The organism is Actinomadura terrae (assembly GCF_022751215.1).
GTDB lineage: Bacteria > Actinomycetota > Actinomycetes > Streptosporangiales > Streptosporangiaceae > Spirillospora > Spirillospora terrae.
The window spans coordinates 120,289-138,129 of the sequence record NZ_JAICDG010000007.1; the positions used below are offsets into that span (position 1 = coordinate 120,289).

The following is a 17,841-nucleotide window of genomic DNA, read 5'->3' on the forward strand; positions in this document are numbered from 1 at the left end:
TCAGGGGGCGCCGGGGAGCGGCGCAGCGACGATGAACGCGGCGTTGCCGAAGCCGACCTCGTCGCCGGGGCGGACGCGCGCCGGGCCGGTCAGCCGCCAGCCGTTCACGCGGGTGCCGTTCATCGAGCCGAGGTCGGAGATCATCCAGCCCTCCTCGGCCCGGTAGATCTCGGCGTGGAACCGCGACACGGTCAGGTCGGTGAGGATGAACTGGCAGCCGGGGGCGCGGCCGACCACGATGCGGGCCAGGTCGCCGGGCGGCAGCGTGAAGCGGGGCAGCCGGGGCGCCCGCCAGGCCGCCTCGATCCGCGCGGTCACCTGCGACACCGAGGAGATGATGCCGGTCAGCCGGCCGAGCACCCGGCCGGGCGGCGGCAGGTCGTGCACGATGTCGGCCAGCTCGGCCTGGCTGCGCGCCCGCAGCACCTGGTCGACGCGGCGCTCGAACGTCTCGTGCGACATCCGCCCCTCGGCGACGCGCTCGCCGAGCACGCGCAGGACCCGGTCGCGTTCCATGTCGGACGCCCGCACCGGATATGAGGGCCGACCGTCCATGTTGTGAGTATCCAGTTCCCGTCGACGCCTGTCCAGAAAAGCGGGGGGCGAGGCGATCGCCCTCACCCGCCCCCCACCGCGTTCGATGCCGGGCCTGCCGGAAAAGTTCGCGGCCGGAGTATCAGTTCTCGGTCAGCTCTCGTCCGGGCGCGACAACAGGTCGCGCGCGATGTGCGTCACCTGGATCTCGTCGGTGCCCGCGTAGATCTGGAACGAGCGGGCGTCGCGGGCGAGTTGCTCCACCCGGTACTCGCTCATGTAGCCGTTGCCGCCGAAGAGCTGCACGGCCTCCTGCGCGACCTCGCTCGCGGCGCGCGCCGCGTACAGCTTCATCGCCGACGCCTCGGCGAGGGTGGGGGCGCGCCCGGCCCGCTGCATCTCCACGTGCCGGAACACCAGGTTCTGGACGTTGAGCCGGGCGACCTCCATCGTGGCCAGCTTGAGCTGGATGAGCTGGAAGTCGCCGATCGGCCGCCCCCACAGCTCGCGGCCGCGGGCGTACTCCACCGACAGCTTCAGGCACTCCTCGATGACGCCGAGCGCCATCGCGGCGACGCCGGCGCGCTCGGTGACGAAGTTCTGCCGCGCCGACTCCCTGCCGCCGCCCGCGCCCGCGGCCAGCAGCCGGTCGGCGCCCGCGTGGACGCCGTCCAGGAACAGCTCGCCGGTCGGGGAGGAGTGCAGGCCCATCTTGCGCAGCGGCCCGGTCTGCTCCAGCCCGGCCATGCCGCGGTCGAGGACGAAGGCGAGGATCTCCCGGTCGCGCGGGTCGCGCCCGTCGTCGAGCTTGCAGTACAGGACGATCGTGTCGGCGTAGGGGCCGTTGGTGATGAACGTCTTGGCGCCGTCGATGACGTAACCGTCGCCGGACCGGCGCGCGGTGGTCCGCATCCCGCCGAACGCGTCGGAGCCCGACCCGGTCTCGGTGATCGCCCACGCGCCGACCTTGTCGAGCGTGAGCAGGTCCAGGCCCCAGCGGCGGCGCTGCTCGGCGTCCCCCCGCTTCATGATCGTGCCGGCGGCGAGGCCGAGGCTGACGCCCAGCGCCGAGACCAGGCCGGGCGCGACCCGGCAGATCTCGATGACGGGCAGCAGCGCCATCGCCGGGTCCGTGCCGTGCTCCCCCTTCTCCTCGCGGTCGCCGCCCTGCCGGGCGTGGAAGGAGGAACGTGCCATCTCGTCCAGGCCGAACGTCCGGTACAGGTTCCGCAGGAGGCCGTAGGGCGGCAGCTCGCCCGACTCCAGTGCGTCCAGGTGCGGGCGGACCTCCGCGTCGACCCAGCCGCGCACCGCGTCCCGGATCATCAGGTCCTCGCCCGACCACTCGATCACGGCAGCGTGATCACGTCGGCGAGGACGCCCCCGGCGTCGGTGAGCCGGGCGGGGGAGGGGCTGTCGTAGACGACCAGGACGCGGACGCCGGAGCCGTCCGGCTCGTCCAGGACCGCGATGCCCTCGGCGTGGTCGTCGCCGTCGCCGTAGGGCAGCTCGCCCAGCACCTCCAGCTCGGACGCGGGGACGATCTCGGGCGCGTCGGTCTTGACCGCGCCGCGCCACCGCACGACGCGGACCGGGCCGTCCAGGTCCATACTGGGGCCGGTGAGGACGAGCAGGTCGTCGCCGTGCGGGCACAGGTCGCGGATGCCGAGCCCGCCGAGGTCGAGGAAGTGCGTGCGGTACAGCTCGTCGCCGTCGTCGCCGAGCGGCAGCGCCCGCAGCCGACGGGGGTCGCGGGGGTCCGCGCCGGGGCGGATCTCGACCAGGACGGCCCAGCCGCGCAGCACCGGCCCGCGCAGGCCGATGTAGAGGCGGTCGCCGTGCGCGGCGATGCCCTCGACGTCCAGGCCGTTGTCCTTGCTCGGGATCGACAGGAACGGCGCCAGGTGCGGGTCGCCGGCGAGCAGGTCGGCGAGGGAGTCGCCGTCCCCGCCGAGGACGGCGGCGGTGCGGGCGCCCCCCTCGCCGGGGGCCTCGACGGCGACCTCGGGCAGCCCGTCCTCCCCGGGGACCAGGGGCAGCCGGGCGATGATGTAGCGGTTGTCCTCGCGGACGACCGTCGCCAGCCGCTTGCGGGCCTTCGCCGCGGACTGCCCCGGCTTGATCTTCTTGCGCTTGAGGCTGTGGGAGCCGATCGCCCACAGCCAGCCGTCGGCGCGGGCGAGGCCCTCGATGTCGGCCTCCTCGTCGGGGCCCGCGGGCAGCGGGACGAGGTCGGCCAGCGCGACCGTGACGTGCTCGCCGTACCCGGTGACCCGGCCGTCCGCGCCGGTCACGGCCGTGAGCCGCTCGATGGTGGCGGTCTCGTCGCCCGCCACCCACAGGCAGCGGCCGTCCCGGCGCACGGCGGACAGGTTGGTGTGGGTCCCGGCGTCCCGGCTCTCTTGGCCGAAACGCAGCTCGACCTGGCGTTCCACGATCATTTGGAGATGTTCCCACAAACCCCGCGCGGCCAGGGGGCCGCGTGGTCAGGTGCCGCGTGTCCAGGGGGGCGTGGTCAGGCGGGCGCGTCCCACCGGACGTGCAGGTGCGGCGGCTTGCGGAACACCAGGCCGTGCGGCGCGGACGGCCGGGACGGGTCGAGTCGCAGGCCGGGCAGCCGGTCCAGCAGGGCGGCGAGCGCGGTGCGGGCCTCCAGCCGCGCGAGGTGCGCGCCGAAGCAGAAGTGCGGGCCGTGCGCGAACGCCAGGTGCTCGGCGGCGCCGGTGCGCCGGAGGTCGAACCGGTCGGGCTCGGTGAACACCGCCGGGTCGCGGTTGGCACCCGCCAGGGACACCCGCACGAGGTCGCCCGCGCGGACGTCCGCGCCACCGAGCGCGACATCGCGGGTGGCGTAGCGGTCGACGACCGACGCCGAGGGCTCCAGCCGCAGCGACTCCTCGACGGCGGCGGGCAGCAGGCCGGGATCCTCCAGGACGAGCCGGAGCTGCTCGGGGTGCCCGAGCAGGTGGAACGCCAGGTTCGCGACCATGCCCTCGGTGGTGTCGATGCCGCCGAACATCAGCACGGCGGTGTTCGCGACGACCTCGGCGGTGTCGAGCCCGGACCCGTGGCGGGCGGCCCCGGCGAGCAGCGACCCGGGGGAGTCGGCGCGGATCGCCTCGACGACCGCGTCGCGGAGCAGCGCGTACGCGTGGCTGGAACGTTCCGGTGCGGTGCCGCCGGCGGTGATGGCGGAGACGGCCTCGACGAACGCGCCGTACCAGGAGCGGACGGTCGCCGCGTCCACGCCGTCCAGGCCGAGCGCCTCGGCGACGACCGCGACGGCGAGCGGACCCGCGAGGTCGCCGCGCAGTTCGGCCCGGCCCGCCGGGGCCAGGCCGGCGACCAGCCGGTCGACCTCGGCCTCGACGAACGCGGTGAACCGCTCCCGGGTGCGGGCGGGGCGGAACGGGCGGGCGAACGGGTCGCGGTGGCGGGTGTGGGCGGGGCCGTCCAGCGACAGCATGCTCGGCCCGACGACCTGGGCGGTGGAGAAGCGCGGGTCGTCGACGGTGAACGCGGACGCGTCGCGCATCACGCGCAGCGCGAGGGCGTGCGAGGTCACCAGCCAGCCGCCGAGGGCGGGCAGCCAGGACACCGGCTCGCTCCCGCGCAGCCGCGCGAGGAGGGCGTGCGGGTCGGTCTCGAGCTCGGCGAGCGTCGCGGACGCGCCGACTGGGAACCGGGCCGCGAGGCCGCGGGTGCCGCGCGTGTCGTGGGAGGTCACCCGTCCGAGGATAGGCACTGGCGGGGCCGCCCCGGCCATAAAAAATCTACAACGTAAAGGCGTCGGGCGGTCCGCACTATCCCTACAAGCCCTCGGAACGTTCCCGCCACCAGGTACGGCCGCTCTCGGGCAGGGTGTGGATCGGGTCGTGGTACTCGTACCGGCGGGTGAGGGCGTCGGGGTCGGCCGCCTCCAGGCCGGTGCGGTAGTTCTTCGTCCAGTAGGAGATCCCGCGCTCGCGGTCGTAGTCGGCGAGCTGGTGCACCCACCGCTTGCCGACGTAGGGGACGTCGCAGACGATCCGCGGGGTGGCGAACCCGGGCAGGTAGCCCATGATCGCGTGCTGGAGCTCCTGCGCCTCCCAGACGGCGAGCCGCCAGTGCTCGCTGTTGGGGATCATGTCGCACATGTAGAGGTAGTAGGGCAGGATCCCGGCCTCGTCCAGCAGCGCGAACGACAGGTCGAGCAGCGCGGCGGGGGAGTCGTTGACGCCGCGCAGCAGCACGCCCTGGTTGCGGACGTCGCGGATGCCGGTGTCGAGCATCGCGCGGGCGGCGCGCGCGACCAGCGGCGTCACCGACTGGGCGGCGTTGACGTGGGTGTGGATCGCGATCTGGACGCCGCGCCGGTGCGCCTTGGCGGCCAGGCGCTCCATGCCGGCGCGGATCTCGTCCTGGAGCCAGTGCTGGGGCAGGCCCATGAGCGCCTTGGTGGCGAGGCGGACGTCGCGGATGTTGTCGATGTCCAGCAGCGCGTCGACGAAGGACTCCAGGCGGGGCCAGGGGAGGTTGGCGACGTCGCCGCCGGAGACGACCACGTCGCGGACGCCGGGGGTGCGGCGGAGGTAGTCGAGCATGGCGGCGAGCCGGTCGGGGGGTTTGACGAGGAAGCGGTGCTTGTCGACGGTGGGGGTGGAGTTGCCGACGAGGTCCATGCGGGTGCAGTGGCCGCAGTACTGGGGGCAGGTGGGCAGCAGTTCGGCGAGGACCTTGGTGGGGTAGCGGTGGGTGAGGCCCTCGACGGCCCACATCTCGGCCTCGTGCAGGGAGTCGCGGGCGGCGAGGGGGTGGGAGGGCCAGTCGGTGCGCCGGTCGCCGTGCAGCGGGAGCATGTAGCGGCGGACGGGGTCGGCGCGGAACGCCTCGCTGGAGGAGGTGTCCATGGTGTTGAGCATCTGGGGCGGCAGCAGCATCGACATCGTCGCGCGTTCGGCGCGGTCGCGGTCCAGCTCGGCGTAGAGGCCCTCGTCGAGCAGGTCGCCCATGACCTGGCGGAGCTGGCGCGGGTTCTTGACGCAGTGGGCGCGCTGCCACTGCGCGGACTCCCATTCGGCGCGCGTGACGTCCCGCCAGCCGGGCAGGCGCCGCCAGTCGGGTTCCTCCAGCGGCCGGCGCCGGTAGACGTAGGGCTGGGCGGAAGCATCCCGGCCGGGGGGCGGCGCCGGGACGGCGTCGCGGTCCGAATGCAGGGCGGTGGTCATCGTCGGCCGCCTCCTCGCGTCACATTGATCGCGTAAAAGTCTTGTCTGAAGCCGACGTTACGGGAAGACTTTCGATGAAACCAGTGCTGCTCGGTATATCTTCCGGGCGGGGAGGGCGTGGAGGTGGCCGTGCGCGATGGGGGCGACATGGGCGCCGCGGCGGGGCTGCGCCGCGTGCTGGATCCGCCGGGGGTGCTGCCCCAGGCGGCGCGGATGCTGGACACCGACCCGCGGATCCGTCCCGACGAGGTCCGCGTCCGGGTGGAGCGGCTCAACCTGGACGCCGCGTCCTACCGGCAGCTGCGCACCGCGCACGGCGGCGACCCGGACGCGATCCGCGCCGAGGTGCTGCGGATCATCGGGGAGCGCGGCAAGATGCACAACCCGGTCACCGGGTCGGGCGGCATGCTCGTCGGCGTCGTGGACGAGGCCGGACCCGACTCGCCGCTCGGGCTGCGGAAAGGCGACCGCGTCGCGACCCTGGTCTCACTGACGCTGACGCCGCTGGCGGTCACCGACGGGCTCGCGCGCTGGGACGGGCGGTCCGAGCAGATCCCGGCGGAGGGGCACGCGATCCTGTTCGCCCGGTCGATCGCCGCCGTCCTGCCCGACGACCTGCCGGTGCCGCTGGCGCTGTCGGTCATGGACGTGTGCGGCGCGCCCGCGCTGACCCACCGCGTCGTCGCGGCGCGGGAGAAGCCCCCGGTGGTGGCGGTGCTGGGCGCGGCGGGCAAGAGCGGGTCGCTGTCGCTGGCCGCGGCGCGCCGCGCGGGCGCGTCCCGGGTGATCGGCCTGGTCCCGACGGAGCGGGAGGAGGCGCTGCTGTCGGCGACCGGCCTGGCGGACGCGGTGGTGCGCGCCGACGCGCGCGACCCGGTGGCGGTGGCCGCCGCGCTCGGGGAGCCCGCCGACGTGACGGTCGTGTGCGTGGACGTGCCGGGCTGCGAGCACGGCGCGATCCTGGCGACCGCGCCCGGCGGCACGGTGGTGTTCTTCTCGATGGCGACGTCGTTCCCCGCGGCGGCCCTCGGCGCCGAGGGCCTGGCCGCCGACGTGACGATGCTCATCGGGAACGGCTACGTCCCCGGCCACGCGGCGATGGCCCTGGACCTGCTCCGCGCGGAACCGGCGGTCCGCACCCTGTTCACCGCCCGAAACGCCGACGACCCAGCACAATGACCACCTGCGCCCCCCTGCGAATCGTGCCCGGGTCACGTTTCCAGGTGGGGTGCGGAAGTCGATGGGCTCACTTTCTTCCGCGGATGAGGAGTGAGACCTTACGGCCGATCAGGAGATAGGCCATCACCACGCCGGTCGTATTGAGGATGACATCGTCGATGTCGAAGGCGCGGCCCGTGACCGTCAGGCCCTGCGTCATTTCGATGGCCAGTGACACCAGGGCGCCGGCCAGGGCAATTCGAATCGGCCCCCGCACACTGGTGAACACCGTGGGCAGCAGGGCACCCAGCGGCATGAGCAGGGCCACGTTGCCGCCGATCTGGACCAGCGCCTCTCGGGTGGGGCGATCGAGGTAGAAGCGGAGCGAACGGCCGGGGTCGGTGTTGCCGCCCGCCTGTCCCTGGTCGTGGACGGAACTGAGCGTCAACTGGAACACGTAATAGAAGAACACTGACAGCATGCCGAGCGTCACGGCGACGGCGAGGATGCGCAACGGCATCACATACCACCGCCTCGTCCCGGTCGAGGGCGGGGACTGCATCTCAGATCGCGTCAGCAAGATCGCTCCCTAGACGCACTCGCTGCTATTTTATAACGCGTTCACGTATGCCCTGCCTTCTTGAGAGCAAACCTCCATACACCGCCGCGCGCCTGACCAGCGGAATGGCGCATCCGCGGGCGTGGGCGCTCATGCAAGCAGGCGTCTTCACATGGACGCGAGCTGGGTCAGCGTGTTCTTGGCGATCTCCCAACTTGTGTCCACCATCGCCAGGCTTTGTGCGTCGGCCTGGGTGGCCGCGTCCATCCGGTAACCGTTGTAGGCCGTGCAGAACCAGCGCCTGAGGTGGGAGTCGGCGTCATAGAGGTTGACGCACCTGGGCGTCAGGCTGGTGCTGACCTTCTGGTTGGCCTCGCGGAGGACCGGCACGAGGGTGTCGTTGTGCAGGCCCGCCTTGCTGCGCGCCATGAGCGCGATGGGGCCGACGGCGTTGATCGAGAAGCCGAGCTGGTCCTGGGCCGCCTTGCTGGTGACGGTGGACAGCAGACTGTCGATCTCGGTGATGCAGGAGGTCGCGTTCAGCGCGAAATACTGCTTGTTGTCCGGCGTCAGATTGTCGAAGTCGGGGAAGTCGAGAACGGCGCTGCGCGCGCAGGCGCGCGCGTTGGCGGCGGCGACGGCGTCGATGTGGTTGATGATGTCGCGCTCGGCGGCCTGGATCGCGGCGATGATCTGGGCGGTGGCCACCGCCGACGAGCCACCGCCGAGGAAGGTCTTGTACGCGTCGTACGCGGCCTTGATCGCCTGGGCGACGGCGACGGGGTCGACGCTGGGCGCCACCGCGGGGTGCGCCTCTTTGGGGGTGGCCGCCTGGGCCGGACCGGCCGTGGCCGTGACGGTCATGGCGAGCGTCACGGCAACACCGATGAGCTTCCGCCTCATTCCGTGCCTCCTTCGACTGACGACGGGACCTCTCCCGGTAATAGGCATCCGGGTTACACGGACCGGCTTCGACACGCCACGGTGTTTCCTCGGAGCGGTTGCCGCGTCGGAAGGCTTCGAAGCGAAGCTGGGAGTTCTCAGGTGTCCAGGAGGCCGGACGCCTTGGCCACCACACCCGCCTGGAACCGGCTTCCGACGTCCAGCGCGGCGAAGATCTCGGCGATGTACTTCCGGCAGGTCCGCACGGATATGCCGAGTTGCCGTGCGATGGCCTCGTCCTTCAGTCCGTTCGCCAGCAGCTTTAAGATTGTCTTCTTCTGGTCGTGCGTGGTGAGTTCCTTGTATCGCGGGTCGTTGTCGACCAGCGGCAGTGCCTGATTCCAGTTCTGCTCGAAGCGGGCGCACATGATGTTCACCATGTGCGGTTCCCGGACGACGGTCGCGCGGATCGAGGGCTCGTCCTCGGAAATGATGTAGACGACCTCGCTGTCGAAGATGAGGGTCTTCGCGTCCACCTCGCACGCGGTGCGCACCTGGCCGCCGGCGTCATGGATCGTCCGGAGGTGGGCGAAGACCGCGGGGTTGTTCCGCGCGGAGTGCTGGAACAGGAGCTTGATGTCGATGTCCGGTCGCACCGTCCTGAAGTCACCGGAGATCGAGGCGCGGACGCCCTCCAGCGACGAATCGCTCTCGGCCGGATCGGCGCTCCAGGCGAACGGCTGCTGCTGCGGCTGCGCGCTCCAGACTGATCTGCGGCAGTCCGCATACGTCTCGGCGATGGACGCCCTGATCGATTCGCCGTTGGTCAAGATCTCCAGGAGCGGCTTCACCTGGGGGATGTTCACCGTCGCTTCGTAGAGGTCGGCGAGCTCGTGGAACCTCCGGCGGACGATGTCGAGGTTGCGGCTCTGGCGGATCAGCTCCAGTTCGTAGGGGGCGAGGAACTCCTTCGACGCCGTTCGGGCGTGGACCGGGATGAGGGAGTCCCGTCCGTGCCCGTCGAACCGGAGCAGCCGCAACTTCACGAGTTGTGCGACCAGTTCGCTCTGCTTCTCGTGATCCTCGCCTCTCGAAATATTCTCGAGTTTGACGCTGCCGCAGGTCACAAACCATCGGTAAAGCGAGGCGAGTTCCGCGAAATCCTTGACCAGCGGCTCTGATCCGGGAATGAACGCTCCGTCGTCGACGGGTGCCGGTCGCTCCGTCTCTTTCACGGTCTGACTCCAATCGCAACCAGCGGCGGGAACGGTTGAGAATTACCCGTGGGCGGTGCTCATGTCAAGAGGACGGGATCGTCCGACATAAACGGTCCAGGACACGCACCGGGTGGGCTCTGTTGCCGGTGCGGCCCGATGGAACGGAAGGGGATGCGGCAGGAGCAAGTCGATCTCGCTGTTTGCAAGGCCGCCGTCGTGTATCGGCGGTTTTCCCGGCGAGATCGATCCGGGCGGTAGAGCGTTCCAGACTCGTGAAGAAGGTGGTGGGGGCGACGACGCCCGGGCCTCAGGCAAGGCCACCGGGCCCGCTGTAAGCTACCGGGAGAACCTCATCGCGAAGGCGGACGATCCGCGTCATATCGATTCGCTCCGTGCCGAAACATTCGCCCCGTTCCGAAACCTCCACAATGGTTGCAGGGTGTTTTCCGGGCACCTCGGCGCGTTCGAGAAGCAAGGCTTAGAGATCCAATTCCAGGGTGGTGGTCTCCGCGCGGGAGACGCAGATCATGAGGCGGTCGTGGCGCTCGCGCTCCTCGGGGGTGAGGAGCAGGTCGCGGTGATCGGCCCTGCCGGTGAGAAGGCGGGTCTCGCACGACCCGCAGCTGCCCTCGCGGCAGGCGCTGGGCACCGGCACGCCGCAGTCCTCGACCGCCTCCAGGATCGACACGTCGGGCGGGACGTCGATGGTCAGACCCGTGCGCCGGAGCACGACGGTGATGGGCGCGTCGGGTAGGGGTCCGTTTCCGGAGGCCCCCGGCGCGCGCTCGGCTTGCGGCGCCGGACGTCCCGGCGGGAACCAGAGGACTGGCAGGGTCTCCGGGACCCGTACCGACCAGCCCTTGAACCGGACGGGCCGGTCGGGGTCGGGGCGGAGGCCGGGCCGGGCCGCGAACAGCTCCGCCAGCGACACGCGCATGACCTGGCGGCCGAGCTGGTGGCCGGCGCAGAAGTGGGCGCCGCCGCCGAACGCCTGGTGCGCGGCGGAGCCCCGGTCGAGGTCGAAGACGTCCGGGTCGTGGTAGCGGCGTTCGTCGCGGTTGGCCGAGGCGATCATCACGCCGATCTGGGCGCGCGCCGGGAGCTCGACGCCGGCGACGCGGGTGTCGTGGACCGCTTCGCGCTGGGTGGTGCCGAACAGCGGCGCCCAGCGCAGGGCCTCGCTGATCGCGGCGGGCAGGAACCGCTGCGGGTCCTCGATGACGCGTGCGAGCTGGTCGGGGCGGGACAGCAGGCCGGCGAGGGTGTTGGCCGCCGGGCCGCCGGCTCCCTGGAGGCCGCTCACCAGCATGAGGGTGATCGAGGGCAGGACGAGGTCCGCCTCGCGCAGGTCGTCCGGCGCGCGTCCGCTGTGCAGGAGGTGGGAGAGCACGGAGCCGTCGGGCCGTTTCCGCAGCCGTGCCATCAGCGGGCCGAAGGTCTCCCTGATCTCCTCGTGGACGGCGTCGGAGACCGCGTACCTCTCCGCGGCCTGTTCCCGGTTGCGGGAGCCGACGGTGAACCGGTCGAACCAGTCCTGCATGGTCTCGGCCGTGACCAGTTCGGTGATGCCGAGCGCGGCGCGGAGCGCCTCGGTGCTGATGGGGGCGAAGTAGCCGCTCATGAGGTCGACGCCGTCGCGGCTCGGCAGCGCCCGCGCCAGGGCGCGCGCGAACGGCCTGACCCGTTCCTCCGTCAGGCGCCGCGCCTGGGCGGGGCAGAGCCCCGGATCGATGCCCCGCCGCAGGTCGGCATGGACCTCGCCGGTCGCGCTGATGACGTTCGGCGCGCCGAACGCCCGGTCGAGGGTGGGGTGGCCCTGCGGGCCGGAGAAGGCCTCCCGGTCGCCGAGGACGGCGGCGCAGTCGTCGAACCTGGTGACCAGCCAGAGGCCGGCCGCGGGTACCCGGGCGACGGGCGCCTCCCGCCGGAGCCGGGCGTAGACCGGGTACGGGTCGTCGATGAGGTCGTTGAGGGAGATCTCTGCAGGAAAGGGCATCGGCTGGGTCCTCTCGCCTCGTCAGGGGAGCAGCGCCGCGAGCATGTGGTCGGCCTTGTGCCGGGTCTCGGCGAACTCGGCCGCGGGATCGGATCCGGCGACGATGCCGCACCCGGCGTAGACGACGGCCCGGCCGCCGCGGATCAGCGCCGACCGGATGCCGACCGCGATCTCCGCGTCGCCGGACGGGTCGATCCAGCCGAGCGGGGCCGCGTACCAGCCGCGGTCGATGCCCTCGTGGGCGCGCTGCCAGCCGGTGGCGGCCGCCCGCGGGACGCCGCCCATGGCCGGTGTCGGGTGCAGGGCCGCGATGACGTCGAAGACGGCGGTGCGGCTCCGTTCGGCGAGCAGCCCCTCGATGGAGGTGCCGAGGTGCTGGACGGTCGGGTGCCGGACGAGCTCGGGTTCGACGCCCGCGGTCACGTCGGCGCCGAGCTCGGCGAGGGCCGCGCGGATGAAGTCGAGGACCAGTGCGTGCTCGTGGCGTTCCTTCGCGCTGTCGCGCAGCCACCGTCCCAGGTCGGCGTCGTGCGCGGCGTCGGCGCCGCGCGGCGCGGACCCGGCCAGCGCCATCGTCCGCAGGACCGGTCCCTCGACCCGCACCAGCAGTTCCGGGGTGGCGCCGACGAAGTGCAGGCCGTCCCAGCCGACGGCGAAGACGGTCGCGCCGTTCTGGGACGCTTCCAGCGCGCGGAGGATCCGGTCGATGTCGAACGCGCCCTCGACGTCCACCTCGAAGGTGCGGGCGAGGACCACCTTCTCCAGGGCGCCGCGCTGGATCTCCGCGAGGATCGCGGTGACGTTCCGCGTCCACTCGGCCCGCCCGGGGACCTGGACGAAGCGGGCGAGGCCGCCCGAGGGCGGCGGTAGGGCCCCGGTGCGGAGCCGGGCCCGTGCCCGTGCCGCCTCCAGCGCGGCGGCCAGGTCGGCCGCGGTCTGGCCGGGACGGCAGACCGCGTTGACGGTGAGGCGGGCCGGCTCGCCCGCGCGGGCCTCGAACTGGATCTCCGGCACCCAGAACGCCACCGGAGGCATCCCGGAGCCCTCCGCGTAGGAGCCCCCGCCGATCAGCAGCGGCACGCCGGTCCCGTCCGCCGCGATCGGCAGCCGGGCCCACGCGTCGCGCGCACCCGCCCATCGGGAGCCGGCCTGCCCGCCCGGCAGCTCGTGAGCCACGCCCAGCGCGAGGAGGCTCCGTTTGGTGTGCGGCGAGGACCAGAAGAAGGATCGGCCGGCCGTGTCCGCGGCCGACCGGCGCAGCTCGCGAAGGTCGTCGCGGGTGTCGCCCGGATGCCAGCTGACCAGCACGGCGCCGCCGCCCGCCGCGGCCGACTCCGCGGCCCGCCGGCAGAGGTCTCGCAACTTCACGGTTCTGCTCTCCGATCGGCTCATGGGACGGTCCCCCACGGGACCGTGGTGAGGAGGCGCGGCGCCGCGGCCGCGACCGGCAGCGCGGCCCCGCCCGCGCCGGGCCCGACGGCGAGGCCGAACGTGCCGGGCCCGTCCTCGGTGAGCAGGCTCACCTGGAGGTCGTCAGCCTGGAGCGCACCGGTCAGGTCGCCGGGCCGGAGCGCGTCGCGTGCCGGTGCCGGCCCGCCCCCGTGCAGGAGGAGGGAGGCCCGCTCGACCAGGTCGTGGACGCCCTGGTGCGGCACCCCTCGGAAGCCCGTGAGCACCCCGGCGTCCAGGGCGGATCGCAGCGCGCCGGCCCCCGCCCAGTCGCGTGGGGCGACCACCCTCCCGGGCGGCGGTGTGCGCCGGAGGACGACGTCGTAGCGGAACCCGTTGAGTTCGTTGTCGAACCGTCCGAGTTTCGGCATCGCCCGGACCGACAGGCCGCGCTCGGCCGCGTAACGCGCGAACCAGTGCGGGGAGACGAGCAGTTCCGGTTCGCTCGCCACCGATTTGCGCAGGCGTTCGCGCCGCTCGCGCTGCTCGCCGGGGGTGCAGCCGTCCAGCGCCGCCAGGTGCAGGGCGTCGAGCAGGTCGGCGTTGCGGACGTCGCCGACGAACACGCTCCCGTCGTCCGGCAGCACGGCCGTCGCGCCGTCGAGAACCGCGCCCAGATAGGCCGCGGACGGGAAGTACTGTGCGACGGAGTTGAGGATGACCAGGTCGGCTCCGCTGCCGTGGCGGGCTGCGGCGGCCGTGGCCTCCTCGCAGGCCAGGTGGACGTGGGCGGCACCGCGCTCGGCCACCGCCTTCCGCAACCGGCTCACGGCGACGCCCGAGATGTCCGTCCCGGTGTAGGACTCGCAGTCGTGCAGCAGCCGCCACATCAGCAGTCCGCTCCCGCACCCGATCTCCACGACGCGGCGCGGCCGGAGCCCGGCGATCCGCGCGACCGTCGCGTCGACCCACTCCCGCATCTCGGCCGGGGAGAACGGCAGGCCGGTGATCTTGCTGTGCCAGCCGGCGACGTCGAACTCGGGGTCGGCGGGCCGCTCCCGGTAGACGTCGTCGAAGACCTCGGCCCACAGGCCGACCGTGCCCGTCCAGCCGGGCCCGGTCACGAGACCCTCCGCAGGATCGCCTCCAGGACGGCGGGGTCGCGCAGCATGTCGGCCTGGTCGGCGGCGAAGCGGTCCACCTCCCAGTGGTCCTCGACGGCGGCCCGGTCCCCGTAGTCCGCCGAGAGCAGCACCGCGGCCGGGCCCGGGTAGGGGGTGCGGCGGGCCGTGGAAGCGGCGACGGCGAACTCGATCCAGCTGAGGTAGCGGTCGATCAGGTCGAGGGCGATCTCGTCGTCGGCGGGGATGCCGAGCGACGCGCACTGCCGTTCATGGTGCTCCTGGGCGAGGCCCGCCAGGTAGGCGAAGGTGGCCGGTCCGTCACCGGCGAGTCGGCCGAGCCCGGCGCGGACCTCCGCCGAGGGCGCGCGGGTGATCTGCGCGTGGACGACGGCGAGGAACTCGACCCCGATGGGCAGCGGGTCGATCAGCGTCAGGGCCACCGCGCGGCCGCGGGCCCGCAGCTCCCGGGCGAGCTCGAGCGCCAGCATCGACCCGGCGCAGAAGCCGAGCAGCCGGACGTCCTCGCAGGGCGATTCCGCGAGGGCGTCGGCATAGGCGGCGGCATAGGCCCGGGCGTCGGGATCCACCTTCACCCCGGCCCACCGGGCGGCGGTGAACTCCCAGACCGGACGCTCCGCCGTGTCCGCGAGCCCCCGGATGTCGGCGCCGGGCCGCGCCCCCCGGAAGTCGACGGCTACCAGGGCCGGGCCGTCCTTCCTCCGGTTGAGCGGCTGGAGCAGCCTCCTCATGAGAGCCCGGCCGTCTGCGCCAGCTGCTCGGCGGCCGCGCGCGGCGACGTCTGGCTCAGCAGGACGCGCAGCGGAACCTGGTGGCCCGCCTCCCTCGCCCGCATCGCCACCCGGGCCGCCATCACCGAATGGCCGCCCATGAGGAAGACGTCGTCCTTCGGGCCCACCGCCGCCACGTCCAGCGCCTCGGCCCATAACCGGCAGAGGAGGGCTTCGAGTTCACCGACCGGTTTGTCGGGCGGGCTGTCGGGCGGGCTGTCGGAGGGGGAGTCGTGCGCCGCCGGTGCGGGGTCGGGGAGCGCCGCGCGGTCCAGCTTGCCGTTCTGGTTCAGCGGGAGCGACTCCACGCGGGTGAAGGTGCTCGGCACCATGTAGCCGGGGAGGTGCAGAGCCAGTTGGTCGCGCAGCTCGCCGGCCAGGCCAGGGTCCGTGCGGGACGTCACGACGTAGGCGGCCAGGGCGGTGGTGTTCGCCGCGTCCGTCCTGGCGGCGACGGCGCAGTCGGCGACGTCGGGATGCAGCCGCAGTTTCACCTCGACCTCGCCGAGTTCCACGCGGAACCCCCGGACCTGGACCTGGTCGTCGATGCGGCCGAGGTACTCCAGCTCCCCCTCGGGTGTGCGCCGCACCAGGTCGCCCGTCCGGTACCAGCGGCGGCCGCGGTGCACCGGGTACCGCTCCGCGGTCAGCCGCTCCCGGCCGAGATAGCCGCGGGCGAGGCCGGGCCCGCTGATGTGGAGGTCGCCGACGGCGCCGTCGGCGACCGGGTCGCCGTGCGGGCCGAGGACCGCCACGTCGAGGTCGGGCAGCGGACGGCCGATGAGGCTGGCCTCGCCGCCGGTGTCCTCCGAGCGGACGCGCCGGTAGGTGGCGTACACGGTGGTCTCGGTGGGGCCGTACATGTTGAAGACCTCGGGGGCGCTGTCGCCGCGGCCGGCGAACCAGGGCCGCAGGACCTTGAAGTCGAGCTTCTCGCCGCCCAGGAAGACGTAGCGGAGGCTGAGCGCGGCACGCGCCTCCTCGACGAGGTCGGCGCGGATCAGCGCCTGGAAGGCCGACTGGGTCTGCGCCGTCACCGTCACCCGCTCGCGTTCCAGGAGCGCGAGGTAGTCGACCGGGGAGCGGCTCGTCCAGTAGGGGACGACGACGAGCCGCGCGCCGCGGGTGAGCGCGCCCCAGATCTCCCAGACCGAGGCGTCGAACGCGGGGGAGTGGAAGAACGCCCACACGTCGTCGGGTCGGAGGTCGAACAGGCGGTCGGTGGTCGTGATGAGCCTGGCCACCTGGCGGTGCTCGACCAGCACGCCCTTGGGCTCGCCCGTCGACCCGGAGGTGTAGACGACGTAGGCGGGGTCGGCCGGGGAGATCGGCGGGAGGTCGCCCGGGGGGAACCCGTCGGCGTCCTCCAGGAGGACCGCCTGGACGCCCAGCCCGGAGACCCGGTCCGCGCTCTCCGCGGAGGTGAGGACGGCGGTGCAGGCGGCGTCGGAGAGGATCGTGCGGAGCCGCTCGTCGGGCTGGGCCGGGTCGAGCGGCAGGTAGGGGCGCCCGGCCCGCATGATGCCGAGTGCTCCGGCGACGAGCCCGCACGAGCGGTTCAGGAGCAGTCCCACCGGCCGCGCGTCGCCTGCTGAAGGCGCCCCGCTCGCGATCAGGGCGGCCGCCCGGCGGCTGAGGGCGTCGAGCTCGGCATAGGTCAGACGCACGTTCCGGTCGCACACGGCGATGGCCTTCGCACGCCTTTCGGCCTGCTCGGCGAACATCTCGGTCAGCGTTTCCGCGTCCAAGGCTGCCAATTCCTCATCCTCCCGGATTCCCGTATTCGAGGGGGCCCGCTGTTTTGTGATTTTGCAGGACGGGGGAGGGCCCGCGGAGGTGGCCGCCGCTCGCAGCAACCGGAATTGCAGCTTCATGCAGCCGAAGTATTCTGGTGCGCCGGGCCCGGCCCGCACATGCTTTTCAGCGTGCTCGCAGCGGTTTACCACGGAAGACGCGATATCCGGATTCAACGGCGGCCCGATCCGCCGCGGCCGGGCGCGGCGGAGGTCCAGCTCGCGATCTCGCTCGCCGGGATCTGCGGGACCGACCTCGACGAGTACCTGACCGGTCCGCACCTGATCCCGATGAACGGCCGCCATCCCGGCAGCGGCCGCGGCGGCCCGCTCGTCCTGGGCCACGAGATGGTCGGGACGGTCGTCGACGCGGGCTCGGAATCGGGCTGGGCGACCGGCGACCGCGTCGTCCCCGGATCGGGCGTGTGGTGCGGCGCCTGCCGCTGGTGCGCGGCCGGCCGCACCAACCTCTGCGCCCGCTACTACACGATCGGCCTGCACGCCGACGGGGGCCTCGCGCAGTTCGTCAACGTCCCCGGGAAGATCTGCCGGTCGGTGGACGGCCTGGCCGACGAGGTGGCCGTGCTGGCCCAGCCCCTGGCCGTGGCGATGCACGCGGCCCGCGGCTGCGACCTCCGGCCGGGCGCGGTCGTCGCGGTGATCGGGGCCGGCGGCATCGGGGCGCCGGCGATCGCCGCCGTCGCCGCGCTCGGCGCGGTCCCCCTGGTGGTCGACGTCGCCGCGGCGCGGCTGCGCGCCGCCGAGCGCCTCGGTGCCGCGACCATCGACGCGGCCAGGACCGACGCGGTGTCCGCCGTCCGCGAGTACACCGGCGGGGCGGGCGCGGAGGTCGTCATCGAGGCGTCGGGCACGCCGTCCGGGCTGGCGGCCGCGGTGGGCGCGGTCCAGCGCGGCGGTCTGATCCAGCTGGTCGGGCTGCACCGGGACCCGGCGCCCCTGGACCTCACCCGGCTCGTCCTCGACGAGATCCGGCTGGTCACCTCGAAGGTCCACGTCTGCGACCGGGACCTCCCCGAGGCCATCGACCTGCTGCGGCGGCGCCCCGAACTCGCGGACGTGCTGCTCGCGCCGGTCATCGGCCTGCCCGAACTGGAATCCGGCGGGCTTCTCCCCCTCGCCGCGGAAAAGACCGCCGGCAAGGTCGTCGTCAATCCCTCCGCCCACCCGTGAAAG

15 protein-coding genes are annotated in these 17,841 nt (G+C 72.9%); 2 read left to right on the forward strand and 13 right to left on the reverse strand.

Going from position 1 to position 17,841, the window contains the following annotated elements:
• From K2F47_RS34605 to K2F47_RS34625, 5 genes are all read right to left on the reverse strand, one after another.
• Entirely contained in the window at positions 1–555 is a 555-nt protein-coding gene (locus tag K2F47_RS34605; RefSeq protein ID WP_242910379.1) for an FHA domain-containing protein, read from the reverse strand.
• A 132-nt stretch (positions 556–687) separates the two neighbouring features.
• Positions 688–1,887, reverse strand: a complete 1,200-nt coding sequence (locus tag K2F47_RS34610) for an acyl-CoA dehydrogenase family protein (RefSeq protein WP_242910380.1) — start codon at positions 1,885–1,887, stop codon at positions 688–690.
• Positions 1,884–2,975 carry a DUF3616 domain-containing protein gene (locus K2F47_RS34615; protein WP_242910381.1) on the reverse strand — a complete coding sequence of 364 codons (1,092 nt, stop codon included), beginning with the start codon at positions 2,973–2,975 and terminating at the stop codon, positions 1,884–1,886. The genes K2F47_RS34610 and K2F47_RS34615 overlap by 4 nt, the downstream gene beginning before the upstream one ends.
• 74 nt (positions 2,976–3,049) lie before the next feature.
• Complete coding sequence (locus K2F47_RS34620) at positions 3,050–4,261, reverse strand: cytochrome P450 (RefSeq protein WP_242910382.1); 1,212 nt, start codon at positions 4,259–4,261, stop codon at positions 3,050–3,052.
• An 82-nt stretch (positions 4,262–4,343) separates the two neighbouring features.
• Complete coding sequence (locus K2F47_RS34625; RefSeq protein ID WP_242910383.1) at positions 4,344–5,741, reverse strand: KamA family radical SAM protein; 1,398 nt, start codon at positions 5,739–5,741, stop codon at positions 4,344–4,346.
• A gap of 129 nt (positions 5,742–5,870) precedes the next feature.
• Between K2F47_RS34625 and kdd the strand changes: the two genes are divergently transcribed.
• Entirely contained in the window at positions 5,871–6,920 is a 1,050-nt protein-coding gene (gene kdd, locus K2F47_RS34630) for an L-erythro-3,5-diaminohexanoate dehydrogenase (protein WP_242910384.1), read from the forward strand.
• 67 nt (positions 6,921–6,987) lie between these two features.
• Here the strand turns inward: kdd and K2F47_RS34635 are convergent, their stop codons facing one another.
• The 8 genes from K2F47_RS34635 to K2F47_RS34670 all read right to left on the reverse strand — a co-directional run bounded on the left by K2F47_RS34635 (position 6,988) and on the right by K2F47_RS34670 (position 16,611).
• Positions 6,988–7,419, reverse strand: coding sequence for a VanZ family protein (locus tag K2F47_RS34635; RefSeq protein ID WP_242910385.1), 432 nt, complete (start codon positions 7,417–7,419; stop codon positions 6,988–6,990).
• Positions 7,420–7,626: 207 nt separating this feature from the next.
• Complete coding sequence (locus K2F47_RS34640) at positions 7,627–8,361, reverse strand: hypothetical protein (RefSeq protein ID WP_242910386.1); 735 nt, start codon at positions 8,359–8,361, stop codon at positions 7,627–7,629.
• Positions 8,362–8,498: 137 nt separating this feature from the next.
• A complete protein-coding gene (locus K2F47_RS34645; RefSeq protein WP_242910387.1) occupies positions 8,499–9,386 on the reverse strand; it encodes a helix-turn-helix transcriptional regulator in 888 nt (295 codons plus the stop codon).
• Positions 9,387–10,035: 649 nt separating this feature from the next.
• Positions 10,036–11,553 (reverse strand): cytochrome P450, encoded by a 1,518-nt coding sequence (locus K2F47_RS34650; RefSeq protein WP_242910388.1) that lies wholly within the window; start codon positions 11,551–11,553, stop codon positions 10,036–10,038.
• A 21-nt stretch (positions 11,554–11,574) separates the two neighbouring features.
• Positions 11,575–12,921: an isochorismate synthase gene (locus tag K2F47_RS34655; protein WP_242910390.1), complete on the reverse strand. Its 1,347-nt coding sequence runs from the start codon at positions 12,919–12,921 to the stop codon at positions 11,575–11,577.
• Positions 12,922–12,941: 20 nt separating this feature from the next.
• Positions 12,942–14,066, reverse strand: coding sequence for a class I SAM-dependent methyltransferase (locus K2F47_RS34660; RefSeq protein ID WP_242910392.1), 1,125 nt, complete (start codon positions 14,064–14,066; stop codon positions 12,942–12,944).
• Entirely contained in the window at positions 14,063–14,815 is a 753-nt protein-coding gene (locus K2F47_RS34665) for a thioesterase domain-containing protein (protein WP_242910393.1), read from the reverse strand. Before K2F47_RS34665 ends, K2F47_RS34660 begins: the two co-directional genes overlap by 4 nt.
• Complete coding sequence (locus K2F47_RS34670; protein ID WP_242910394.1) at positions 14,812–16,611, reverse strand: non-ribosomal peptide synthetase; 1,800 nt, start codon at positions 16,609–16,611, stop codon at positions 14,812–14,814. The genes K2F47_RS34665 and K2F47_RS34670 overlap by 4 nt, the downstream gene beginning before the upstream one ends.
• A gap of 168 nt (positions 16,612–16,779) precedes the next feature.
• Between K2F47_RS34670 and K2F47_RS34675 the strand changes: the two genes are divergently transcribed.
• A complete protein-coding gene (locus K2F47_RS34675) occupies positions 16,780–17,838 on the forward strand; it encodes a zinc-dependent alcohol dehydrogenase (RefSeq protein WP_242910395.1) in 1,059 nt (352 codons plus the stop codon).
• The last annotated feature ends 3 nt before the right edge of the window (positions 17,839–17,841 follow it).

What these genes read in the sequence shown, in the direction of transcription:
- K2F47_RS34605 (WP_242910379.1), bottom strand. Translation starts at nt 555, where the DNA reads ATGGACGGTCGGCCCTCATATCCGGTGCGGGCGTCCGACATGGAACGC.
- K2F47_RS34615 (WP_242910381.1), bottom strand. Translation starts at nt 2,975, where the DNA reads ATGATCGTGGAACGCCAGGTCGAGCTGCGTTTCGGCCAAGAGAGCCGG.
- K2F47_RS34625 (WP_242910383.1), bottom strand. Translation starts at nt 5,741, where the DNA reads ATGACCACCGCCCTGCATTCGGACCGCGACGCCGTCCCGGCGCCGCCC.
- K2F47_RS34635 (WP_242910385.1), bottom strand. Translation starts at nt 7,419, where the DNA reads ATGCCGTTGCGCATCCTCGCCGTCGCCGTGACGCTCGGCATGCTGTCA.
- K2F47_RS34640 (WP_242910386.1), bottom strand. Translation starts at nt 8,361, where the DNA reads ATGAGGCGGAAGCTCATCGGTGTTGCCGTGACGCTCGCCATGACCGTC.
- K2F47_RS34650 (WP_242910388.1), bottom strand. Translation starts at nt 11,553, where the DNA reads ATGCCCTTTCCTGCAGAGATCTCCCTCAACGACCTCATCGACGACCCG.
- K2F47_RS34665 (WP_242910393.1), bottom strand. Translation starts at nt 14,815, where the DNA reads ATGAGGAGGCTGCTCCAGCCGCTCAACCGGAGGAAGGACGGCCCGGCC.